The organism is Pseudomonas stagnisoli, assembly GCF_048595745.1.
GTDB lineage: Bacteria > Pseudomonadota > Gammaproteobacteria > Pseudomonadales > Pseudomonadaceae > Aquipseudomonas > Aquipseudomonas alcaligenes_A.
In genome coordinates this window covers 1,061,691-1,085,486 of the sequence record NZ_CP184361.1, presented here as the reverse complement: position 1 = coordinate 1,085,486, position 23,796 = coordinate 1,061,691, and the positions used below count along the sequence as shown (strand labels likewise).

21 protein-coding genes are annotated in these 23,796 nt (G+C 66.0%); all 21 read left to right on the top strand.

The genetic code is table 11. The features are described from left to right. Positions 1 to 100: 100 nt before the first annotated feature. The 21 genes from dksA (at position 101) to ACOAPY_RS05040 (ending at position 23,796) form a co-directional block, all read left to right on the top strand. The gene (dksA, locus tag ACOAPY_RS05140) at positions 101 to 544 is read left to right on the top strand and encodes an RNA polymerase-binding protein DksA (RefSeq protein ID WP_021700399.1); all 444 of its coding nucleotides are present in this window, start codon (positions 101 to 103) and stop codon (positions 542 to 544) included. A gap of 93 nt (positions 545 to 637) precedes the next feature. Next, a complete protein-coding gene (gene gluQRS, locus ACOAPY_RS05135) occupies positions 638 to 1,525 on the top strand; it encodes a tRNA glutamyl-Q(34) synthetase GluQRS (protein ID WP_465155389.1) in 888 nt (295 codons plus the stop codon). 58 nt (positions 1,526 to 1,583) lie between these two features. Continuing rightward, complete coding sequence (locus ACOAPY_RS05130) at positions 1,584 to 1,760, top strand: hypothetical protein (protein WP_137971060.1); 177 nt, start codon at positions 1,584 to 1,586, stop codon at positions 1,758 to 1,760. Continuing rightward, entirely contained in the window at positions 1,744 to 4,698 is a 2,955-nt protein-coding gene (locus ACOAPY_RS05125; RefSeq protein ID WP_465155388.1) for an ATP-binding protein, read from the top strand. Before ACOAPY_RS05130 ends, ACOAPY_RS05125 begins: the two co-directional genes overlap by 17 nt. Positions 4,699 to 4,764: 66 nt before the next feature. Continuing rightward, on the top strand, positions 4,765 to 6,183 hold the full coding sequence (locus ACOAPY_RS05120; protein ID WP_465155387.1) for a sigma-54-dependent transcriptional regulator: 1,419 nt from the start codon (positions 4,765 to 4,767) through the stop codon (positions 6,181 to 6,183). 29 nt (positions 6,184 to 6,212) lie between these two features. Then, positions 6,213 to 6,401 carry a hypothetical protein gene (locus ACOAPY_RS05115; RefSeq protein WP_465155386.1) on the top strand — a complete coding sequence of 63 codons (189 nt, stop codon included), beginning with the start codon at positions 6,213 to 6,215 and terminating at the stop codon, positions 6,399 to 6,401. A 453-nt stretch (positions 6,402 to 6,854) separates the two neighbouring features. Next, positions 6,855 to 8,267, top strand: coding sequence for a polynucleotide adenylyltransferase PcnB (locus tag ACOAPY_RS05110; protein WP_280052814.1), 1,413 nt, complete (start codon positions 6,855 to 6,857; stop codon positions 8,265 to 8,267). Further along, positions 8,268 to 8,759: a 2-amino-4-hydroxy-6-hydroxymethyldihydropteridine diphosphokinase gene (folK, locus tag ACOAPY_RS05105; RefSeq protein ID WP_465155385.1), complete on the top strand. Its 492-nt coding sequence runs from the start codon at positions 8,268 to 8,270 to the stop codon at positions 8,757 to 8,759. 150 nt (positions 8,760 to 8,909) lie between these two features. Beyond that, on the top strand, positions 8,910 to 9,710 hold the full coding sequence (gene panB / locus ACOAPY_RS05100; protein WP_076580513.1) for a 3-methyl-2-oxobutanoate hydroxymethyltransferase: 801 nt from the start codon (positions 8,910 to 8,912) through the stop codon (positions 9,708 to 9,710). Further along, the gene (gene panC / locus ACOAPY_RS05095; protein ID WP_465155384.1) at positions 9,707 to 10,555 is read left to right on the top strand and encodes a pantoate--beta-alanine ligase; all 849 of its coding nucleotides are present in this window, start codon (positions 9,707 to 9,709) and stop codon (positions 10,553 to 10,555) included. The genes panB and panC overlap by 4 nt, the downstream gene beginning before the upstream one ends. Before the next feature lie 174 nt (positions 10,556 to 10,729). Beyond that, a complete protein-coding gene (gene panD, locus ACOAPY_RS05090; protein WP_021700408.1) occupies positions 10,730 to 11,110 on the top strand; it encodes an aspartate 1-decarboxylase in 381 nt (126 codons plus the stop codon). Between the two features lie 85 nt (positions 11,111 to 11,195). Then, positions 11,196 to 12,860 (top strand): glucose-6-phosphate isomerase, encoded by a 1,665-nt coding sequence (gene pgi, locus ACOAPY_RS05085; RefSeq protein WP_237046585.1) that lies wholly within the window; start codon positions 11,196 to 11,198, stop codon positions 12,858 to 12,860. Between the two features lie 137 nt (positions 12,861 to 12,997). Then, complete coding sequence (gene acs / locus ACOAPY_RS05080) at positions 12,998 to 14,935, top strand: acetate--CoA ligase (RefSeq protein ID WP_465155383.1); 1,938 nt, start codon at positions 12,998 to 13,000, stop codon at positions 14,933 to 14,935. 59 nt (positions 14,936 to 14,994) lie between these two features. Further along, positions 14,995 to 15,894, top strand: coding sequence for an oxygenase MpaB family protein (locus ACOAPY_RS05075; RefSeq protein WP_465155382.1), 900 nt, complete (start codon positions 14,995 to 14,997; stop codon positions 15,892 to 15,894). 43 nt (positions 15,895 to 15,937) lie between these two features. Continuing rightward, positions 15,938 to 17,119 (top strand): acetyl-CoA C-acetyltransferase, encoded by a 1,182-nt coding sequence (locus tag ACOAPY_RS05070; RefSeq protein ID WP_465155381.1) that lies wholly within the window; start codon positions 15,938 to 15,940, stop codon positions 17,117 to 17,119. 158 nt (positions 17,120 to 17,277) lie between these two features. After that, the gene (locus tag ACOAPY_RS05065; RefSeq protein ID WP_465155380.1) at positions 17,278 to 18,291 is read left to right on the top strand and encodes a class I SAM-dependent rRNA methyltransferase; all 1,014 of its coding nucleotides are present in this window, start codon (positions 17,278 to 17,280) and stop codon (positions 18,289 to 18,291) included. Positions 18,292 to 18,380: 89 nt separating this feature from the next. Next, entirely contained in the window at positions 18,381 to 21,374 is a 2,994-nt protein-coding gene (locus ACOAPY_RS05060) for a DUF748 domain-containing protein (RefSeq protein ID WP_465155379.1), read from the top strand. Beyond that, positions 21,374 to 21,664 (top strand): DUF2845 domain-containing protein, encoded by a 291-nt coding sequence (locus ACOAPY_RS05055; protein WP_021700415.1) that lies wholly within the window; start codon positions 21,374 to 21,376, stop codon positions 21,662 to 21,664. The genes ACOAPY_RS05060 and ACOAPY_RS05055 overlap by 1 nt, the downstream gene beginning before the upstream one ends. A gap of 53 nt (positions 21,665 to 21,717) precedes the next feature. Next, positions 21,718 to 22,023 (top strand): DUF2845 domain-containing protein, encoded by a 306-nt coding sequence (locus ACOAPY_RS05050; protein ID WP_465155378.1) that lies wholly within the window; start codon positions 21,718 to 21,720, stop codon positions 22,021 to 22,023. 28 nt (positions 22,024 to 22,051) lie between these two features. Next, complete coding sequence (locus tag ACOAPY_RS05045; protein WP_465155377.1) at positions 22,052 to 22,342, top strand: DUF2845 domain-containing protein; 291 nt, start codon at positions 22,052 to 22,054, stop codon at positions 22,340 to 22,342. After that, on the top strand, positions 22,342 to 23,796 hold the full coding sequence (locus tag ACOAPY_RS05040; protein ID WP_465155375.1) for a rhomboid family intramembrane serine protease: 1,455 nt from the start codon (positions 22,342 to 22,344) through the stop codon (positions 23,794 to 23,796). The genes ACOAPY_RS05045 and ACOAPY_RS05040 overlap by 1 nt, the downstream gene beginning before the upstream one ends.

The window sequence follows — 23,796 nt, the reverse complement described above, 5'->3', positions numbered from 1 at the left end:
ATCTGGTAAGTTCGCCCGCTTGCAGCCGCAGGCCCGGCGCCACTTGCCGGCAAAGGAACAGATCCTGCGCAATGGATCAGAGAGAGTGAGAGGCGGTCCCATGCCCACCAAAGCAAAACAGAACGGCAACCAGCTGATTCGTGGCTTCGAACCCTATAAAGAGAAGAAGGGTGAGGAGTACATGAGCGATCCGATGCGCGCTCACTTCACCAGCATCCTCAACAAGTGGAAGCTGGAGCTGATGCAGGAAGTGGATCGCACCGTGCACCACATGCAGGACGAAGCCGCCAACTTCCCGGACCCGGCCGACCGTGCCAGCCAGGAAGAAGAGTTCAGCCTGGAACTGCGCGCCCGTGACCGCGAGCGCAAGCTGATCAAGAAGATCGACGAGACCCTGCAGCTGATCGAAGACAACGATTACGGCTGGTGCGACTCCTGCGGCGTGGAAATCGGCATCCGCCGTCTCGAAGCCCGCCCCACCGCGACCCTGTGCATCGACTGCAAGACGCTCGCGGAAATCAAGGAAAAGCAGATCGGTTCCTGAATCTGCAGACGGGGCGCCACGGCGCCCCGTTTCATTTCCGCCCGCCGATAGGCGGGCTGGCATCGCGCCGCATCAATCGATAGCCTCGCGAGCATGAACGACACCCCCTACATCGGGCGTTTCGCCCCCACCCCCAGCGGCTACCTGCACTTCGGCTCGCTGGTGGCCGCCCTCGCCTCCTACCTGGACGCCCGCAGTGTCGGCGGCCTTTGGCTGCTGCGCATGGAAGACCTCGACCCACCGCGCGAGATGCCTGGCGCGCAGGAGGCCATCCTGCGCAGCCTGGAGACCTACGGTTTCGAGTGGGACGGCGCGCTGGTGCGCCAGAGCGAGCGCCATGCCGAGTACGCCGCGCTGATCCAGCGCCTGTTCGCCCAGGGCCTGGCCTATGCCTGCACCTGCTCGCGCAAGCAGCTGGAAGGCACGGGCGGCATCTACCCCGGCACCTGCCGCAACGCCGGCCATCCCGATCACGATGCCGCCATCCGCCTGCGCGTGCCGGAGCTGGAATACCGCTTCACCGATCGCGTGCAAGGCGAGTTCCGCCAGCACCTGGGCCGCGAAGTCGGCGACTTCGTCATCCGTCGCCGCGACGGCCTGTTCGCCTACCAGCTGGCCGTGGTGCTGGACGATGCCTGGCAGGGCGTCACCGATGTGGTGCGTGGCGCCGACCTGCTCGACTCCACGCCGCGCCAGCTCTATCTGCAGGAGCTGCTCGGTCTGCCGCAGCCACGCTACCTGCACGTGCCGCTGGTCATCCAGCCGGATGGGCACAAGCTGGGCAAGAGCTACCGCTCGCCACCACTGCCGGCCGACCAGGCACCACCCTTGCTGGCCCGCGCCCTGCGAGCACTCGGCCAGCAACCGCCGGCCGAGCTGGCCGAGGGCACGCCGCGCGAGGTACTGGCCTGGGGCATCGCCCACTGGGATGCCAGTCGCATCCCGCGCAGCCGCACCCTGGCCGAAGCACAACTGCGCTGACGCTTTCCCGTCGCGGCGGGCTCCCGTACCATCCGGCCATCCCCTTCGGACCCGACCTATGTACATCTACCGACTGGTGCTGATCCTGGTGGTGGGCATCTACCTGTTCTCCCCCGCCATCATGGACTGGTGGATCGACCCCAACGGCGCCTGGTACAGGCCCTACCTGCTGTGGCTGATCCTCATCGTCGTTACCCTGATCCTGCAGAGCCAGCGCGATGCCGACGAGCTTTGAACTCAGCCAGCTGATCCTGATCAGCGCCGCCTACCTGCTGCTGCTGTTCGGCGTGGCCTGGACCAGCGAGAAGGGCCTGATCCCGCGCTGGGTGATCCGCCATCCGCTGACCTACACCCTGTCGCTGGGCGTCTACGCCAGTGCCTGGGCCTTCTACGGCACGGTCGGCCTGGCCTATCAGTACGGCTTCGGCTTCCTCGCCAGCTACCTGGGCGTGACCGGCGCCTTCCTCCTGGCGCCCGTGCTGCTCTACCCGATCCTGCGGGTTACCCGCACCTATCAGCTGTCATCGCTGGCCGACCTGTTCGCCTTCCGCTTTCGCAGCACCTGGGCCGGGGTACTCACCACCCTGTTCATGCTGGTCGGCCTGCTGCCGCTGCTCGCCCTGCAGATCCAGGCGGTAGCCGATTCCATCGGCATCCTCACCCGCGAACCACTGCAGGACCGCTTCGCCCTCGGCTTCTGCGCCCTGATCACCCTGTTCACCATCCTCTTCGGCGCGCGCCATATCGCCACGAGGGAAAAGCATGAAGGCCTGGTGTTCGCCATTGCCTTCGAGTCGGTGGTCAAGCTGATTGCCCTTGGCGGCATCGGTCTGTATGCGCTGTACGAGGTGTTCGGCGGTCCCGGCGAACTGGAGCAGTGGCTGCTGCAGAACCAGCAGGCCCTCACCGCCCTGCACACACCGCTGCAGGAAGGCCCCTGGCGCACCCTGCTGCTGGTGTTCTTCGCCTCGGCCATCGTCATGCCGCACATGTACCACATGACCTTTACCGAAAACCTCAACCCGCGCGCCATCGTCAGCGCCAGCTGGGGCCTGCCGCTGCTGCTGTTGCTGATGAGCCTGTCGGTGCCGCTGATTCTCTGGGCCAGCCTGAAGATCGGCGCCACCACCAACCCCGAGTACTTCACCCTGGGCCTGGGGCTGGCCCTGGGCGACCGCAGCCTGGCCCTGCTGGCCTATGTCGGTGGCCTGTCGGCGTCCAGCGGGCTGATCATCGTCAGTACCCTGGCACTGTCCGGCATGGCGCTCAACCACCTGGTGCTGCCGCTCTACCAGCCGCCGGCCGAAGGCAACATCTACCGCTGGCTGAAGTGGACGCGCCGCGGCCTGATCATCGCCATTATCGCCGCGGCCTACGGCTTCTATCTATTGCTCGGCGCCGAGCAGGACCTGGCCAACCTCGGCATAGTCGCCTTCGTCGCCACCCTGCAGTTCCTCCCCGGCGTGCTCTCGGTGCTGTACTGGCCGACCGCCAACCGCCGCGGCTTCATCGCCGGCCTGCTCACCGGTATCGCCGTGTGGGCCGTGAGCATGCTGGTGCCGCTGGTCAGCAATCTGCAGGGCATCCACCTGCCGCTGTTTGACATCGTCTACGTGCTGGACGAGAACAGCTGGCACTTCGCGGCCATCGGCTCGCTGGCCGCCAACGTGCTGGTGTTCACCCTGGTCTCGCTGTTCACCGAAGCCAGCGATGAAGAAAAAAGCGCCGCCGAGGCCTGCACCGTGGACAACGTGCGCCGCCCGCAGCGCCGCGAGCTGGTGGCCGGCTCGCCGCAGGAGTTCGCCGCCGAGCTGGCCAAGCCGCTCGGTGCCGTGACCGCGCAGAAAGAGGTGGAACGCGCCCTGCGCGACCTGCACCTGCCCTTCGACGAACGCCGCCCCTACGCCCTTCGCCGCCTGCGTGACCGCATCGAGGCCAACCTGTCCGGACTGATGGGCCCCAGCGTGGCGCAGGACATGGTGGAGACCTTCCTGCCGTACAAATCGGGCAGCGAGGCCTATGTCAGCGAGGACATCCACTTCATCGAGAGCCGTCTGGAGGACTATCAGTCGCGCCTGACCGGCCTGGCCGCCGAGCTGGATGCCCTGCGCCGCTTCCACCGCCAGACCCTGCAGGAACTGCCGATGGGCGTGTGCTCCCTGGCCAAGGACCAGGAAGTGCTGATGTGGAACCGCGCCATGGAGGAGCTCACCGGCATCAGCGCACAACAGGTGGTCGGCTCGCGCCTGCTCAGCCTGGAGCACCCCTGGCGTGAGCTGCTGCAGGATTTCATCGCCCAGGACGAAGAACACCTGCACAAGCAGCAGCTGCAACTGGACGGCGAGATGCGCTGGCTCAACCTGCACAAGGCAGCCATCGACGAACCACTGGCGCCGGGCAATAGCGGCCTGGTGCTGCTGGTTGAAGACGTTACCGAGACCCGCGTACTGGAGGACCAGCTGGTGCACTCCGAGCGCCTGGCCAGCATCGGTCGTCTGGCCGCCGGGGTGGCCCACGAGATCGGCAACCCGATCACCGGCATCGCCTGCCTGGCACAGAACCTGCGCGAGGAGCGCGAAGGCGACGACGAGCTGGACGAAATCAGCAGCCAGATCCTCGACCAGACCAAGCGCATCTCGCGCATCGTCCAGTCGCTGATGAATTTCGCCCACGCCGGCCAGCAGCAACGCGCCGAATACCCGGTGAGCCTGGCCGAAGTGGCACAGGACGCCATCGGCCTGCTGGCACTGAACCGCAACAGCACCGAAGTGCAGTTCTTCAACCTGTGCGACCCGGAGCACCTGGCCAAGGGCGACCCGCAGCGCCTGGCCCAGGTCCTGATCAACCTGCTGTCCAACGCCCGTGATGCGTCGCCGGCCGGCGGCGCCATCCGCGTGCGCAGCGAGGTCGAGGAACAGAGCGTGGTGCTGATCGTCGAGGACGAAGGCACGGGCATTCCGCAGGCGATCATGGACCGCCTGTTCGAACCCTTCTTCACCACCAAGGACCCCGGCAAGGGCACCGGTTTGGGGCTCGCGCTGGTCTATTCGATCGTGGAAGAGCATTATGGACAGATCACCATCGACAGCCCGGCCGATCCCGAGCACCAGCGCGGAACCCGTTTCCGCGTGACCCTGCCGCGCTATGTCGAAGCGACGTCCACAGCGACCTGAGTAGTGACCTAGAACCGCCAAGGGGCCATAAGCCCGGCGGATTCGGAGACCGTCGAGAGAACATCAATGCCGCACATCCTCATCGTCGAAGACGAAACCATCATCCGCTCCGCGCTGCGCCGCCTGCTGGAACGCAACCAGTACCAGGTCAGCGAGGCCGGTTCGGTGCAGGAGGCCCAGGAGCGCTACAGCATTCCGACCTTCGACCTGGTGGTCAGCGACCTGCGCCTGCCCGGCGCCCCCGGCACCGAGCTGATCAAGCTCGCCGAGGGCACCCCGGTGCTGATCATGACCAGCTACGCCAGCCTGCGCTCGGCAGTGGACTCGATGAAGATGGGCGCGGTGGACTACATCGCCAAGCCCTTCGACCACGACGAAATGCTCCAGGCCGTGGCGCGCATCCTGCGCGATCACCAGGAAGCCAAGCGCAACCCGCCGAGCGAGGCGCCAAGCAAGTCCGCCGGCAAGGGCAGCGCTGCCGCCGAGGGCGAGATCGGCATCATCGGCTCCTGCACCGCGATGCAGGACCTCTACGGCAAGATTCGCAAGGTCGCGCCCACCGACTCCAACGTGTTGATCCAGGGCGAGTCCGGCACCGGCAAGGAGCTGGTCGCCCGCGCCCTGCACAACCTGTCCAAGCGCGCCAAGGCGCCGCTAATCTCGGTCAACTGCGCGGCAATCCCGGAAACCCTGATCGAGTCCGAACTGTTCGGCCATGAGAAAGGTGCCTTTACCGGTGCCAGTGCCGGCCGTGCAGGCCTGGTCGAGGCGGCCGACGGCGGCACCCTGTTCCTCGACGAGATCGGCGAACTGCCGCTGGAGGCGCAGGCACGCCTGCTGCGCGTGCTGCAGGAAGGCGAGATCCGCCGGGTTGGCTCGGTGCAGTCACAAAAGGTCGATGTGCGCCTGATCGCGGCCACCCACCGCGACCTCAAGACCCTGGCCAAAACCGGCCAGTTCCGTGAAGACCTCTACTACCGCCTGCACGTCATCGCCCTCAAGTTGCCGCCGCTGCGCGAGCGTGGCGCCGACGTGGTGGAAATCGCCCAGTCCTTCCTCACCCGCCAGAGCGAGCGCATGGGGCGCGACAACCTGCGCTTCGCCCAGGATGCCGAACAGGCGATTCGTCACTACCCCTGGCCGGGTAACGTGCGCGAACTGGAGAACGCCATCGAGCGCTCGGTGATCCTCTGCGAGGGCAGCGATATCTCAGCCGAGCTGCTGGGCATCGACATCGAGCTGGATGACCTGGAAGACGGCGACTTCACCGAACAGTCCATGCAGCAAGGCAGCGGCGGCAACCACGAGCCGACCGAGGACCTGTCACTGGAGGACTACTTCCAGCACTTCGTGCTCGAACACCAGGACCACATGACCGAGACCGAGCTGGCACGCAAGCTGGGTATCAGCCGCAAGTGCCTGTGGGAGCGCCGCCAGCGCCTGGGCATCCCGCGACGCAAATCGGGAGCCGCTACCGGCTCCTGAGACCAGGGGCGGTGACACATGTGTGCGCCATGAGTTCCACGCTGTTACCCCCAGACAAACATCGCGTAACAAAAGCCGGGTTCATCGGTAACGGGAACCCGGCTTTTTTCTGCCCACGCCTCACCCCTAAAAACGCTAAGCCTTTGAAAATAAAGGATTTCAAAAAACTGGCACGGCTTCTGCTTTATCTCTGGCACAACAACAATAAAAACGTTTGAAACCCCCACAATAAAAACAATACAGAACGGCTCCAGCACAACAAAAACAATAACGCGGAGGCGCAGCTAACTGATTCTTTTGGAGAGGATTTGCCTTCGGGGTTCGCCCCACGATCAGGCCGAGAACAACAAAAACTGCACTAAAGCAGAGCCCGCACTGATTGGATCCAGGATGGATCATGGCAGCATCAGCATCCAAAGCAATCCGTTTGCTACTGGTACCCGATTTGGGATACCTAGAACGGGCCTACAACAAGAACAACAGGCCCGCTATAACAATAAAAACAAAGCACGCACCAATTTGGGGGGGAGCTTCGGCTCCCCCAGTAGCTTCAGTCCCCTCGTCATCCCCAGCCTGCCTTTACCATCCTTCCTACTCTCGATGCTAGAATCCGCGCCATTCGTGCGGTTACCGGCATTTCCGGCCGCTTATTCCTGCAAACAGTGCCTCCCATGCTGAAAAAGCTGTTCAAGTCCCTCCGCTCACCGCTCTCGCTCAAGCGCCAAGCCCGCCCCCGCAGCACGCCCGAAGTGCTCGGCCCGCGTCAGCACTCGCTGCAGCGCGGCCAGTTCAGCCGCAACGCGGTGAGCGTGGTGGACCGCCTGCAAAAGGCCGGCTACCAGGCCTACCTGGTTGGCGGCTGCGTGCGTGACCTGCTGATCGGCGTACAACCCAAGGATTTCGACGTCGCTACCAGCGCCACGCCCGAGCAGGTGCGAGCCGAGTTTCGCAATGCGCGGGTGATCGGCCGGCGCTTCAAGCTGGCGCATGTGCACTTCGGTCGCGAGATCATCGAAGTAGCCACCTTCCGCAGCAATCACCCGCAGGGCGACGACGAGGAAGACAGCCATCAGTCGGCACGCAACGAGAGCGGCCGCATCCTGCGCGACAACGTCTACGGCTCGCAGGAGAGCGATGCCCAGCGTCGCGACTTCACCATCAACGCCCTGTACTTCGACATCACCGGCGAGCGCGTACTGGACTACGCCCATGGCGTGCACGACATCCGCAATCGCCTGATCCGCCTGATCGGCGATCCCGAGCAACGCTACCTCGAAGACCCGGTGCGCATGCTGCGCGCGGTGCGCTTCGCCGCCAAGCTCGACTTCGAGATCGAAAAGCACAGCGCCGCACCGATCCGCCGCCTGGCGCCGATGCTGCGCGACATTCCCTCGGCCCGCCTGTTCGACGAAGTGCTCAAGCTGTTCCTCGCCGGCCGCGCCGAACGCACCTTCGAGCTGCTGGTCGAGTACGACCTGTTCGCCCCGCTGTTCCCGGCCAGTGCCCGCGCCCTGGAACGCGATCCCGACTATACCGGCGACCTGATTCGCCAGGCCCTGGCCAACACCGATGAACGCATCGCCCTGGGCAAGCCGGTCACACCGGCCTTCCTGTTCGCCGCCCTGCTCTGGCCGGCCCTGCCGGCACGCGCCGCGCAACTGCAGGAACGCGGTATGCCGCCGATCCCGGCGATGCAGGAAGCCGCCCACGACCTGATCGTCGAGCAGTGCAAACGCATCGCCATTCCCAAGCGTTTCACCATCCCGATCCGCGAGATCTGGGACATGCAGGAGCGCCTGCCGCGCCGCCAGGGCAAGCGCGCCGACCTGCTGCTGGAGAACCCGCGTTTCCGCGCCGGCTACGACTTCCTCCTGCTGCGCGAAGACGCCGGCGAGCAAACCGGCGGCCTTGGCGACTGGTGGACCGAGTACCAGGACGCCAGCGACAGTGAGCGTCGCGCGATGATCCGCGAACTCAACAGCCGGCCGGAAGAAAGCGGCGACGGTGCACCGGCACGCAAGCGCCGCCGTGGCGGGCGCAATCGCAAGCGCGGACCACGGGGCGATGCCCCGGCCGGCGAATAAGTGGAGCGGGTCTACATCGGTCTCGGCAGCAACCTGGCCGAGCCACTGCGGCAATTGCAGGCGGCACTCACCGCCATCGCCGAGCTGCCGCATAGCCACCTGGTCGCCACCTCTTCCTTTTATGCCAGCGACCCGCTCGGCCCGCCCGACCAGCCGCGCTACGTCAACGCCGTGGCCGCGCTGGACACCGCGCTGGCGCCACTCGAACTGCTCGATGCCCTGCAGCGCATCGAGCAGGAACAGGGCCGCGTGCGCAAGGCTGAACGCTGGGGGCCCCGCACCCTCGACCTGGACATCCTGCTGTTCGGCGACCGGCTGCTGAGCGAGACGCGCCTGACCGTGCCGCACTATCACATGCATGCCCGCGCCTTCGTCCTCTACCCGCTGGCCGAGATTGCCCCGACCGACCTGCAACTGCCCGATGGTCGTCGCCTGGAGCAGCTGCTGGCCGCCTGCCCCTATGTGGGCCTGGAGCGCCTGGTAACGCCGTAACAGCGCGGTAACACCCGTGATTGACTTCACGCCCCCCCATCGGGACTATAGGCGTCCCGTTGCCCCGAGGCGGTGCAGACACCCCCGCCCATGAGGCCCCGAGACGGTGCCAAAAGCGCCGCAATACGGCCTGCTGATGAGGAATCCTCCATGCCTGATGTAACCGTAAGCACCCTGCTGGGCCTGAAGCAGAAGGGCGAGAAGATCGCCATGCTCACCGCCTACGACGCCACCTTCGCCCAGGCAGCCTGCCAGGCCGGAGTGGAAGTGCTGCTGGTGGGCGACTCCCTGGGCATGGTCCTGCAGGGCCACGACAGCACCTTGCCGGTGTCGCTCGCAGATATGGCCTATCACACCGCAGCCGTGAAACGCGGCAACCAGGGCGCGCTGATCCTTGCCGACCTGCCCTTCATGGCCTATGCCACCCTGGAGCAGACCTTCGCCAGCTGCGCGGCGCTGATGCAGGCTGGCGCCCATATGATCAAGCTGGAAGGCGCTGCCTGGCTGGCCGAACCGATCCGCCAGCTGGCCGAGCGCGGTGTGCCGGTGTGCGCCCACCTGGGGCTGACCCCACAGGCGGTCAACGTGTTCGGCGGCTACAAGGTGCAGGGGCGTGGTGATGCCGCCGCACGCCAGCTGCGCGCCGACGCCATGGCGCTGGAACAGGCTGGCGCCGCCATGCTGCTGCTCGAGTGCGTACCCAGCGAGCTGGCGGCGGAGATCACTCAGTCGGTGAAGATCCCGGTGATCGGCATCGGTGCCGGCTCTGCCACCGATGGTCAGGTACTGGTGATGCACGACCTGCTCGGCCTGTCGCTGAGCGGCCGCACGCCGAAGTTCGTGAAGAACTTCATGGAAGGTCAGCCCAACGTGCAAGCCGCTTTCGCCGCCTACGTGCGCGCCGTCAAGGACATCAGTTTCCCCGCCGAGGAGCACGGATTCTCCGCATGAATACCGTCAAGACCGTACTGGAACTGCGCGCCGCCGTGGCGCGCGCGCGCGACGAAGGCAAGCGCATCGCTTTCGTGCCGACCATGGGCAACCTGCATGAGGGGCATGTCGCCCTGGTGGAGAAAGCCGGCCAGCGTGCCGACTTCGTGGTCGCCAGTATCTTCGTCAACCCGCTGCAGTTCGGTCCCAACGAGGACCTGGCGAAGTACCCGCGCACCCTGATCGCCGACCAGGAGAAACTGGTCGCCGCCGGATGCCAGCTGCTGTTCCATCCGGACGTGGAGGAGATGTACCCGCACGGTCAGCAAGGTCAGACTCGCGTCAGCGTACCTGGCGTCTCCGAGGGCCTGTGTGGCGGCAGCCGCCCCGGCCACTTCGAGGGCGTGGCCACGGTGGTGACCAAGCTGTTCAACATGGTCCAGCCAGACCTCGCCGTGTTCGGCGAGAAGGACTTCCAGCAGCTGGCGGTGATCCGCACCCTGGTGCGCGACCTGAACATGCCGATCCAGATCATTGGCGAACCGACCGTACGCGCCGAAGACGGCCTGGCCCTGTCCTCGCGCAATGGTTATCTGAGCGCCGAGCAACGTGCCGCCGCGCCAGCGCTGTATCGCACCCTGCAGCAGCTGGCCAGCGCCATCCGCGAAGGCAACCGCGATTTCGCCCAACTGATCGAAGGCGGTCAGGCCAGCCTGGAGAGCGCCGGCTTCCGCCCCGACTACCTGGAGATCCGCGAGGCCAGCAGCCTGCGTCCGGCCGAGGCGAACGACACGCAACTGGTGATACTGGGCGCCGCCTTCATGGGCACCACGCGCCTGATCGACAATCTCGCATTCCAGCTCTAGCCATCTGCGAGGGTTGGCCGGCAAGACGCAGCAACCCTCCGTTGCACATCTGAATCAGCCAAACAGGCCAACGCGGCATAGCGAAAGGCCATACCCTGCACATCGTCTGGTCTTGAACCCCCTCGGGGGTTCGGGCACACTCTGCCGCCGCCGTGTTCCGAGAGGGAAATAGTCATGCACGCCATCATGCTCAAGGCCAAGCTGCACCGCGCCATCGTCACCCACGCGGTGCTCGACTATGAAGGCTCCTGCGCCATCGACGGCGAATGGCTGGACCTGTCCGGCATCCGCGAATATGAGCAGATCCAGATCTACAACGTGGACAACGGCGAGCGCTTCACCACCTACGCCATCCGCGGTGAAGAGGGTTCGAAGATCATCTCGGTCAATGGTGCCGCTGCGCACAAGGCCGGCGTCGGCCACCGCGTGATCATCTGCGCCTACGCCCACTACAGCGAAGCCGAGCTGGCCAACTTCCAGCCACGCGTGCTCTACATGGGCGCAGACGGCGAGCTGAGCCACACCAGCAACGCGATCCCCGTACAAGTCGCCTGAGCGGGACGCGCCCCGCTACACTCCAAGCCCGGAATCTCCGGGCTTTTTCATGCCCGACACGCCGCACAACAAGGAACTTGCCGCCATGGCGTACTACCAGCAACCGCTCGACGTCACTACCCTGCCGGCCTGGCAGGCCCTGCTCAAGCACCGTCAGGACATGCAGGGCTTCAGCATGCGCGAGGCCTTCGCGGACGACGCCAAGCGTTTCGAGCGTTTCTCCATGAGCACCAGCGGCATCTTCCTCGACTACTCGAAGAACCTGCTCAGCACCCAGACCCGCGACCTGCTGGTCGGTCTGGCCCGCGAAGCCGGCCTGCAGGACGCCATTGAAGCCCTGTTCAACGGCGAACGGGTCAACGCCTCGGAAGGACGCCCGGCGCTGCACACTGCCCTGCGCCGACCGATCGGCGACTGCGTCAGGGTCGACGGGGTCAACGTGATGCCCGATGTGCACCGGGTGCTCAACCAGATGACCGACATCGTCGGGCGCATCCACAGCAACCTGTGGCGCGGCTACAGCGAGAAGGCCATCACCGATGTGGTCAATATCGGCATCGGCGGCTCCTTCCTCGGCCCGCAACTGGTCTCCGAAGCCCTGCTGCCCTTCACTCAACACGGCGTGCGCTGCCACTACCTGGCCAATATCGACGGCAGTGAGTTCCATGAACTGGCCGCCAAGCTGAATGCCGAGACCACCCTGTTCATCGTCTCGTCGAAGTCGTTCGGCACCCTGGAAACCCTGAAGAACGCCCAGGCCGCACGTACCTGGTACCTGGCCCGCGGCGGCACCGAGGAAAAGCTCTACCGCCACTTCATCGCGGTGACCAGCAACAACCAGGCGGCTATCGAGTTCGGCATCCGCGAGAAGAACATCTTCCCGATGTGGGACTGGGTCGGCGGGCGCTACTCGCTGTGGTCGGCCATCGGCCTGCCGATCGCCCTGGCCATCGGCATGTCCAACTTCAAGGAGTTGCTGTCCGGCGCCTACAGCATGGACACGCATTTCCGCAGCACCCCGTTCGAGAAGAACATGCCGGTGCTGCTGGCCCTGCTTGGCGTCTGGTACGGCAACTTCTGGGGCGCCCAGAGCCACGCGATCCTGCCGTACGACCACTACCTGCGCAACATCACCAAGCACCTGCAGCAGCTGGACATGGAGTCCAACGGCAAGCGCGTGCGCCAGGACGGCAGCCCGGTCAGCACCGACACCGGCCCGGTGATCTGGGGCGGCGTCGGTTGCAACGGCCAGCACGCATACCACCAGTTGCTGCACCAGGGCACCCAGCTGATTCCGGCCGACTTCATCGTGCCGGTGGTCAGCTATAACCCGGTGGCCGACCACCACCAGTGGCTGTACGCCAACTGCCTGTCGCAGAGCCAGGCGCTGATGCTCGGCAAGTGCCGCAACGAGGCCGAGGCCGAACTGCGCGCCAAGGGCCTGTCCGAGGATGAGGTACAGCGCCTGGCACCGCACAAGGTGATCCCCGGCAACCGCCCGAGCAACACCCTGGTGTTGGAACGCATCAGCCCGCGCCGCCTCGGCGCGCTGGTAGCGATGTACGAGCACAAGGTGTTCGTACAGAGCGTGATCTGGGGCATCAACGCCTTCGACCAGTGGGGCGTGGAGCTGGGCAAGGAGCTCGGCAAGGGCGTCTACCAGCGCCTCACCGGCTGGGACCAGCCGCCGGCCGAGGACGCCTCGACCCAGGGACTGATCGACTTCTTCCGCGGTCGTCACCGCGGTTAAGCCCCCCAAAGCCCGGCCCTGCGCCGGGCTTTTTGCAGGATGCGGCACGCAGCACGCGGCGTCGGCACTTGAACCAAGCAATTGCTTGGTTCACCCTAATGGACATCGCGGCTCAACAATAAGACAAGGAACCCGCCATGTTCGAAATCAGCCTTCACCCGGTCAAGGATGAGGTGCGCCAGCGCGCGCACCTGGACAACGAGGCTTACCAGCGTCTCTATCGCCAGTCCATCGAACAGCCGGATGCATTCTGGGGCGAGCAGGCACGCCAGTTTCTGCACTGGTTCAAGCCCTGGGACCGCGTGCAGCACTGCGACCTGACCCAGGGTGAGGCCCAGTGGTTCGCCGGCGGCCAGCTCAACGTCGCCCACAATTGCATCGACCGCCATCTGCCGGAGCGCGGCGAACAGATCGCCATCATCTGGGAGGGCGACAACCCGGCCGAGTCGGCACACATCACCTACAACCAGCTGCACCAAAACGTCAGCCGCCTGGCCAACGTGCTGAAGAGCCGCGGCGTGCAGAAGGGCGACCGGGTGTGCATCTACATGCCGATGATCCCCGAAGCGGCCTACGCCATGCTGGCCTGCGCACGCATCGGCGCCATCCACTCGGTGGTGTTCGGCGGCTTCTCCCCGGACGCCCTGCGCGATCGCATCCTCGATGCCGACTGCCGCACCGTGATCACCGCCGACGAAGGCGTGCGCGGCGGCAAGTACATCCCCCTGAAGAACAACGTCGACAAGGCGCTGCAGAGCTGCCCGAAGGTCAGCACTGTGGTGGTGGTCGAGCGCACCCAGGGCGAGATCGCCTGGGTGGAGGGCCGTGACCTCTGGTACCACCAGGCCCTGGAGGACGCGAGCAGCGACTGCCCGGCCGAGCCGATGGACGCCGAAGACCCGCTGTTCATCCTCTACACCTCGGGCTCCACGGGCAAGCCGAAGGGCGTGCTGCATACCACCGGCGGCTACCTGCTGGGCGCGGCGATGACCCACAAGTACGTGTTCGACTACCACGAGGGCGACATCTACTGGTGCACCGCCGACGTCGGCTGGGTCACCGGCCACAGCTACATCGTCTACGGGCCGCTGGCCAACGGCGCCACTACCCTGATGTTCGAGGGCGTGCCCAACTACCCGGACGCCTCGCGCTTCTGGCAGGTGATCGACAAGCACCAGGTGAACATCTTCTACACCGCGCCGACCGCCCTGCGCGCGCTGATGCGCGAAGGTGAAGGCCCGGTCAAGGCCACTTCGCGCTCGAGCCTGCGCCTGCTCGGCTCAGTGGGCGAGCCGATCAACCCGGAAGCCTGGGAGTGGTACTACCACGTGGTCGGCGATACCCGCTGCCCAATCGTCGACACCTGGTGGCAGACCGAGACCGGCTCGATCCTGATCACCCCACTGCCTGGCGCCACCGACCTCAAGCCCGGCTCGGCGACCCGGCCGTTCTTCGGCGTACAGCCGGTCCTGCTCGACGAGCAGGGCAAGGAGATCGAGGGCCCCGGCGCCGGCGTCCTGGCGATCAAGGCCAGCTGGCCGAGCCAGATCCGCAGCGTGTATGGCGACCACCAGCGGATGATCGACACCTACTTCAAGCCCTACCCCGGCTACTACTTCACCGGCGACGGCGCGCGCCGCGACGAGGACGGCTACTGGTGGATCACCGGCCGTGTGGACGACGTGATCAACGTCTCCGGCCACCGCATCGGCACCGCCGAGGTGGAGAGCGCCCTGGTCCTGCACGATGCGGTGGCCGAAGCGGCGGTGGTTGGCTACCCGCACGACGTGAAAGGCCAGGGCATCTACGCCTATGTCACGCTGATGAAAGGCAGCGAGCCGAGCGAGGCGCTGACCAAGGAGCTGCTGGCCCTGGTCGGCAAGGAAATCGGCAGCTTCGCCAAGCCGGAGCTGATCCAGTGGGCACCGGGCCTGCCCAAGACGCGCTCGGGCAAGATCATGCGGCGCATCCTGCGCAAGATCGCCTGCAACGAGCTGGAGAACATGGGCGATACCTCGACCCTGGCTGATCCCTCGGTGGTCGACAGCCTGATCGAACGGCGCCTCAACCGCTGAGTGGCTGCGGGGCCCTGCCCCGCTTGATCCGTCCGGCGCGAGCGTCGACACTGGCGACCATGGAAAGCCTCCGTCGCCAGATCGCCGCCCAGGTCCACAGCCTCACCGGCGCCTCACTCAACCAACTCGACCTCGACCAGCCACGAGGCGACCCCGGCCTGTTCGGGCCCGCCTCGATGGTCTGGGAAGTGCACGCCGACTTCACCTCGATGATGGTCGGCGGCATCGCCGCGCTGCTCCTGCAGATGCTCCACCCACTGGCCCTGGCCGGGGTGTGGGACCACTCCAATTTCCGCCAGGACCTGATCGGTCGCCTGCGCCGCACCAGCCTGTTCATCGCTGGCACCAGCTACGGCGGCGTCGCGGACGCCGAGCGTCTGATCGACAAGGTACGCAGCATCCACCAGCAGGTAGTGGGTCAGGGGCTTGATGGGCGCCCCTATGCCGCCAGTGACCCGGCCCTGCTGACCTGGGTGCATGTGGCCGAGGTGCACTGTTTCCTCAACGGCTACCTGCGCTACTGCAATCCTGACCTGCCGGAAGCCGAGCAGGATCGCTACTACGCCGAAGTGGCGCTGATCGCCCGGCGCCTCGGCGCGCAGGAGGTCCCCGATTCGCGCCAGGCGGTCGCAGCCTACCTCGAGGCGATGCGCCCCCAGTTGCTGTGCGACGAACGCACCCGCGAAGTGGTACGCCTGCTGCACGCCGCTCCCATGCCCAGCCTGCTGGCCCGCCCCTTCGGCGGGCTGATGATGCAGGCCAGCTTCGACCTGCTGCCCACCTGGGCCAGCGCACTGCTCGGCGAGAGCGTCCCGGCCTGGCGCCGCCCGTTGATCCGCGCCGGCGTGCAACGCACGGCCCAGCTGCTGCGCTGGGGCGTGGCCGACAACACCGCAGCGCAGCGCGCCCGGCGGCGACTGCTGGTGGCTGGCCGGTCAGAATCCGCTATGCGACCATAAGCGCCCTTCCGGTCACAGCCTGAACTGCATCGAGGACATGAACATGCAAGACGTTGTCATAGTTGCCGCTACCCGCACCGCCATCGGCAGCTTCCAGGGCTCCCTGGCCGGCGTGCCCGCCGTCGAGCTGGGCGCCGCCGTGATCAAGCGCCTGCTGGAGCAGAGCGGCCTCGACGGCAGCGAAGTGGATGAAGTGATCCTCGGCCACGTGCTGACCGCCGGCGCCGGGCAGAACACCGCCCGCCAGGCTGCGATCAAGGCCGGCCTGCCGAATGCCGTACCGGCCATGACCCTGAACAAGGTCTGCGGCTCGGGCCTCAAGGCCCTGCACCTGGGCGCCCAGGCGATCCGCTGCGGCGACGCCGACGTCATCATCGCCGGCGGCATGGAGAACATGAGCCAGGCGCCCTACGTCATGCCCGCCGCCCGTACCGGCCAGCGCATGGGCCACGGCAAGCTGATCGACAGCATGATCCAGGATGGCCTGTGGGACGCCTTCAACGACTACCACATGGGCATCACTGCCGAGAACCTGGTGGACAAGTACGGCATCAGCCGCGAGGAGCAGGACGCCTTCGCCGCCGCCTCGCAGCAGAAGGCCGTGACGGCCATCGAAGCCGGCCGCTTCGCCGACGAGATCACCCCGATCCTGATCCCCTCGCGCAAGGGCGAGCCGGTCAGCTTCGCCAGCGACGAGCAGCCACGCGCCGGCACCACCGCCGAGTCCCTCGCCAAGCTCAAGCCGGCGTTCAAGAAGGACGGCAGCGTCACCGCCGGCAACGCCTCCAGCCTCAACGACGGCGCCGCTGCCGTGCTGCTGATGAGCGCAGACAAGGCCAAGGCCCTCGGCCTGCCGGTACTGGCGCGGATCGCCGCCTATGCCAACGCCGGCGTCGACCCCGCGATCATGGGCATCGGCCCGGTCTCCGCCACCCGCCGCTGCCTGGACAAGGCCGGCTGGCAGCTGGCCGACCTCGACCTGATCGAGGCCAACGAGGCCTTCGCCGCCCAGGCCCTGTCGGTCGGCAAGGAACTGGGCTGGGATGCCGCCAAGGTCAACGTCAACGGCGGTGCCATCGCCCTCGGCCATCCCATCGGCGCCTCCGGCTGCCGCGTGCTGGTGACCCTGCTGCACGAGATGATCAAGCGCGATGCGCGGAAGGGCCTGGCCACCCTGTGCATCGGCGGCGGGCAGGGCGTAGCCCTGGCCATCGAACGCGCCTGATCTTCGGGTGGATCGCGCCTCACCGATCCACCGGGCGGGGCCATTGGTGGATGAACACAACGTCATCCACCCTACAGACTGACAAGAGAATGACGCCGGCCGAGAGCCGGCGTTTTTCTTGGTAAACTGCGCGCCCTTCCCATCCCGAGACGCCGCGCATGTCCTCTCTCGACCAGGCGCTGCGCGCCGCCCTCGACGCTCGCCAGCCACTGCTGGCCGAGCTGCACCAGCAGCAGACCGACTGCTACCGGCTGTTCCATGGCAGCCAGGAAGGCGCACCCGGTCTCACCGTCGACCGCTACGGCGCGCAACTGATGGTGCAGAGCTTCCACCAGCCGCTTGCACAGGATGCCCTGCTCGACCTGCACGCGGTCATCAACGCGCAGCTGGGCCTCGACCTGCAGCTGGTCTACAACGACCGATCCGGCGGCAACTCGCGCATCGACCGGCGCGACCCGGTGTATCAGGCCACTCCCGAAGCGCTGGAAGACGGCATCGGCCGGGAATGGGGCCTCAACTACCGGGTGCGCGGTCGCCATCCGGGACAAGACCCGCTGCTGTTCCTCGACCTGCGCGAGGCGCGCGGCTGGGTCAAGCGCCACAGCGCCGGCAAGCGCGTACTCAACCTGTTCGCCTACACCTGCGGCGTCGGCCTGTGCGCGGCGGCCGGTGGCGCGCGCGAGGTGCTCAATCTGGACTTCGCCGAGGGCAACCTGGCGGTGGGCCGGGAGAACCTGGCGCTCAACCCGGGGCTGGCCATGGACTTCGTGCAGTCCGACTACTTCCCGGCCATCCGCCAGCTGGCCGGCCTGCCCATCGCCACTCGCCGCGGGCACAAGCTGCCGAGCTATCCGCGCCTGGAGCAGCAGCAGTTCGACCTGGTGCTGCTCGACCCCCCGGCCTGGGCCAAGAGCGCCTTCGGCACCGTCGACCTGCTGCGCGACTACCAGAGCCTGCTCAAGCCGGCGATCCTCGCCACGGCCGAGGATGGCGTGCTGATCTGCTGCAACAACCTGGCAAAAGTCGAGCTGGAGGAGTGGCGCGATCAGGTGCTGCGCTGCGCCGAGAAACTCGGCCGGCCGGTACGCGACTGCATGCAGCTGCTGCCAGCCGCCGACTTCCCCTCGCGCGATGGCCGGCCACCGCTGAAGACCCTGATCCTGCGCTTCTGAGGCACCCTGGGCGGCACTCTGATGGCCCACAAAGCGGCAACGGCCATGCCATACTCCAGATTCCACAGACTGGAAGATGACGCCGTACCATGCTCAAAGGATTGCAACGTACCGCCTATGCCCTGGCCATCGCCCTCGGCCTGTACAGCCTGCTCGGCTTTCTGATCCTGCCCGGCATCGGGCAACGGGTCGCCAACCAGCAACTGGCGCAGCTGGCCACCGTTCCGGCGCACATCGCGCGCGTCGAGCTCAACCCCTTCAGCCTGGAACTGCAACTCTGGGGTCTGCATATCGGCGAGGCGGAGAAGCCGCAGATCGCCTTCCAGCGCCTGTATGCCAACCTGCAGCTGGACAGCCTGTGGAGCGGCGCCGTGCACCTGGCCGATATCGAGCTGGAAAAGGCCCACACCGAAGTGCTGTTCGCCAAGGACGGCACGCTCAATCTGACCGGCCTGTTCAAGCTGCCACCGTCCGAGGAGAAGCCCGCTGCGGAAGAGCCGAGCGAGCCTTTCCCGCTGCGCATCGGCCGCATTGCCCTGATCGAGAACGGCCTGCACTTCGAGGATCTGCGCCCCAGCGAGCCGGTGGAGTTCGTCTACGACTCACTGAACCTGGAGCTGACCAACCTCAGCACCCTGCCCGACGACAACGCCGACATGCAGATGGTCGCCATCGGCCCGCGCGGCGGGCGCATCGACTGGCAGGGCCAGGTCAGCCTTTCCCCCATCGCCTCCAAAGGCCAGCTGAAGATCAGCGACGGCCAGCTCAAGGGCGTCTGGCCCTATGTGCGCGACGCCGTGCCGCTGGTGCTGGAAGACGGCGTGCTCGACCTCAGCGCCGAGTATTCGCTGAACCTGGCCAAGGGCACCGAGCTGCAATTGAGCCAGGTCAGCGCCACCCTCGCCCGGTTCGCCATCAAGAGCCCGGAGGACAAACCCCTGCTGCGCCTGGAGCGCCTGGAAGTTGGCGACACCAGCCTGGACCTGGCCAAGCAGCAGGTGGTGATCGGCACCATCCGCAGCCAGAAGCTGGAGACCTGGGCGGCCCGCGAGAAGGACGGCCAGCTGGACTGGCAGAAGCTGTTCGCCAGCCATAGCCAGACGACGCCGGCAACCACAGCGGCGGCCGCAGCGACTCCTGAAGCTCCGGCGCCCAGCGCGGAAGCGGCCGGAGCTGCCGAGAAGACCGCAGCCACGCCTGCAGATGCACAGCAGCAGACCGCCAGCACCGCGCCTCCGGCAGAGCCGGCCAAGCCCTGGCAGGTGCTGCTGCGCGACGTGCAGCTGCGCGACTACCAGATCCACCTGGCCGACCGTGCTGCCGGCAGCCAGGAAGTGAAGCTCGACCTGGCTCCGCTGAATCTTGACCTCAAGGACTTCGACAGCCTGGGCACTTCGCCCTTCGGCCTCAAGCTGGATACCGGGGTCAACAAGAACGGGCAGATCCAGGTTGCCGGCCAGGTGCAGATCAGCCCGACCTGGGCCAAGCTGCAGGTCGTCACCCGCGACATCGACCTGCGCCTGGCACAGGCCTACATCAGCCCCTTCGTGCGCCTGGAGCTGCGCAGCGGCATGCTCGGCAGCGACCTGGCCGTCGACCTGAAAAGTGTCGAGCCGCTGGCCTTCAGCATCGGCGGCAAGGCCGAGGTCAACCAGCTGCATACCCTGGACACCCTCAAGGAGCGCGACTTCCTCAAGTGGCAGCACCTGGTCGTCGAGGGCCTCGACTATCGCCATGGCGAGGGTCTGGCCATTGGCAAGGTCAATCTGCAGCAGCCCTACGTGCGCTTCATCATCAACGAAGACCTGACCACCAACGTCAACGACCTGATGATCCCGCAGCCTGGGCAGCCCAATGCCAAGGCCGAGCCGGCCGGTAAGCCTCTGCCGATCCGTATCGGCGGCATCGCCATCAAAGATGGCTCGGCCAACTTCGCCGATTTCAGCCTGACGCCCAACTTCGCCACCGCTATTCAGCAGCTCAACGGCCAGATCGGTACCCTCGACAACCAGAGCCCGAAAACCGCCGGCGTCGATATCAAGGGCAAGGTCGACAAGTACGCGCCGGTCAGCATCAAGGGCCAGCTGACGCCGTTCGATCCGATGAACAGCCTGGACATCGCCACCAGCTTCAAGAATGTCGAGCTGACCACCCTCACCCCCTACTCCGGCAAGTTCGCCGGCTACCGCATCCGCAAGGGCCGTCTCAACCTCGACCTGCACTACCGCATCGAGAAGGGCCAGCTGAACGCCGAGAACAAGCTGCTGCTGGAAGACCTGCAGCTGGGCGAGCAGGTGGACAGCAAGGACGCCGTGGACCTGCCGATCCGCCTGGCCGTGGCGCTGCTCAAGGACACCCAGGGCAATATCGACATCCAGCTGCCGGTGCAGGGCAACCTGAACAACCCCGAGTTCAGCGTGATGCCCATCGTCTGGCAGACCCTGCGCAACCTGGTGCTGCGTGCCGCCCAGGCGCCCTTCAAGTTCATCGCCGGCCTGGTCGGTGGTGGCGACGCCGACCTCAGCCAGGTGCAGTTCGCCGCCGGTAGCGACGAACTGGATGGCACGGCGCAGAAGACCCTGGATACCCTGGCCGCCGCCCTCAAGGAGCGTCCGATGCTGCGCCTGGAAGTGGAAGGCATGAGCGCCGCCGCCAGCGATGGTCCGCTGCTGGCGGAACAGCGCCTGGAGCGCGAGTACCAGAGCACCCAGTACAAGATTCTCCAGCGCAGCGGGGAGAAGGTACCTGCCACGCCCGAGGAACTGGTGGTCGAGGAGGACGACAAGGCCGTACTGCTGGAGGGCATCTACCGCACACGCCTCAAGCAGCAGCCGCCAGCCGAATGGAAGGAGTTGCCGGACGAGGAGCGCACGGCGAAAATGCGCGCCGCCGTGCTGCAGTCCTGGGCCAAGAGCGAACTGCTGCTGCGCCAGCTGGGCCAGGCGCGGGCAGCCAGCATCAAGGACTATCTGGTGGAGCGTGGCGGTCTGGAGGACCAGCGCATCTACCTGCTCGATGTTGGCCTTGTTCAGGAACAGGCCAGCGCCCAGGTAGCCAGTGCATTACATCTGGGGAGCCTGTAATGAAGGGAAATCTGCTACTCGTCACGCTGGCGCTGGCCTGCGGGTTGGCCGAAGCCGGTACGCTGCGCTGCGGCAGCAAGCTGGTCAACGAAGGTGATCGCGCCTTCGAGGTGGAGCGCAAGTGTGGCAAACCCGCACGCACCGATCTGGTCGGCTACACCGGCGGCTACTACGGGGACCGGGAAATGGTGATCGAGGAGTGGGTGTACGGTCCCACCAACGGCATGCTCAGCATCCTCACGTTTCAGGGCAACCGCCTGACCCGCATCGAGACCAAACGCGCCGACTGACAGCCGCAGGCCCAGGATGTAGGCTGCGCGTGTCCACATCACGGCGCGCGCTCATGCCTTTCAGACTCGCTCTCCCACTCATCGGCCTGATGCTGGCCAGCACCGCCGAAGCGGGGTCCACACTGCGTTGCGGCAGCAAGCTGATCAGCCTCGAGGATCACGTCGAGGAAGTCGCGGCCAAATGCGGAGCGCCGGTGCGGCGCGACTTCCTCGGTTACAAGGAGGTGGTCGACTACTACGGTTTCGTCACCGAGGTCGCCCTGGAGGAGTGGGTCTACGGGCCGAAGAACGGCATGCTGTATTTCCTCCGCTTCGAAGGCAATCGCGTGACCAAGATCGAAAGTAAACGCGGTCGCTGACCGCCAAGACAGAACAAGGATGCTCGACATGCGAAAACAGCTACTGACCGCCCTCCTCGTCCTCACCAGTCTGCAGGCCCAGGCGGCCACACTGCGCTGCGAACATGGCATCGCCGACAAGGGCGACCGTACCACCGAGGTGCTGCAGAAGTGCGGCACACCGGTCAGCCAGGCGGTTACCGGTCATACCCTGGATCGCAACGGCAAGGCGCAGTTCATCAAGGAAGAATGGGTCTACAGCCGTGACAACGGCATGCTGTACTTCCTGCAGTTCGAGGGTGAGCGACTGGTTCGCGTCGACAGCAAGCGTGGTGGCTGATGCTGATCATTCCCGCCGAGCATCCGCTGGACTGGAAGCGTCCCCCCGTCATCACCCTGCTGCTGATCCTGCTCAACACCCTGATCTACTTCGGCTACCAGGGCGGTGACGAAGAGCGTCGCGAGCAGGCCGTGCAGGCCTACCTCGACAGTGGCCTGCTGAGCCGCGAGCGCCCGTTGTTCGTCGACGACCTGGTCCGCCGCGACCGGCTCGAGGAAGGCGAGCGCGAATACGTCGACGGCATGCGCCGCCAGGATCTGGCGTCCGCGATACTACACGACCTGCAGTTCGAGCAACGCCTGCACCAGAGCCCGCAATACCAAGCCGACCCCGCCTGGCAGCAGGCTCGTGACCGGGCCGAGGCGCTGCGTGACCAACTCAGCACCTTCCGCTTCGGCTTCATTCCGGCGCGTTTCAGCATGGAGGGGCTGTTCGGTGCCATGTTCCTGCACGGCAGCTTCGACCACCTGCTGGGCAACATGCTGTTCCTGTTCATCTTCGGCTTCGCCCTGGAAATCGCGCTGGGCCGCTGGGTCTATCTGGGCTTGTATCTGCTCAGTGGCGTGGCTTCGCACCTGCTGTGGTGGGCGCTGGACCCGGTATGGGTGACAGGCGTGGGCGCATCCGGGGCGATCTCCGGGTTGATGGGCATGTACATCGGTGTTTACGGCCTGCGCAAGATCAACTTCTTCTACTGGCTGGGCCCGCTGATCGGCTACTTCAAGGCACCGGCGCTGTGGGTGCTGCCGGTGTGGATGGGCAAGGAACTCTACGGCCTGTTGGCATCGGACGATCACATCAACTACTACGCCCACCTCGGCGGCCTCGGGGCGGGCTTCCTTGCCATCTGGCTGGCGCGCCTGTCCGGACGCCTGCGGATGGACGAAGACTACCTGCACAAGGTGGATCCGGACGCGCCCTTCAAGCGTGAACTGGCAGCGCTAGACCGATTGATCGCGCAGTTCGACCTGGCCCAGGCGGCCAGCCGCGGACCGGACCTGTTGAACCGCTACCCCGGCCGTCTGCCCCTGCTGGAGCGCCTCTATGCCATCGCCAGCGGACGCCAGGACCGTGCCCTGCTGAGCGCACTGCTGAAGCAACTGTTTGCCCTGCCCGACAGCACGGAGCGCCTGCTCCTGCTCAAGCGCCTTGCCGATGACAGCGCGGCCGATGAGCAGCCACTGCTCCGCCATGCGGCTGTACAGCTGCACCTGCTGCCGCCGCTGATCCGTGCTGGCGAGGGCCAGCGTGCACTGGCCTGCTGGCGTCGCCTGAGCCAGGCGAACCCAAGCCCGACACAGCTGCCGGGTCTGACCCTGCAGCTGGCCAGACTGCTTGGGCAGGGACGGGATCTACGCGGTATCGGCGAGCTCACCCGCTTCCTGCACAGCCGCTATCCGGAAGCCGAACAGACCCGCCAGCTGGCCCTGTTGCAACAGCACCTGGCGCGCTGA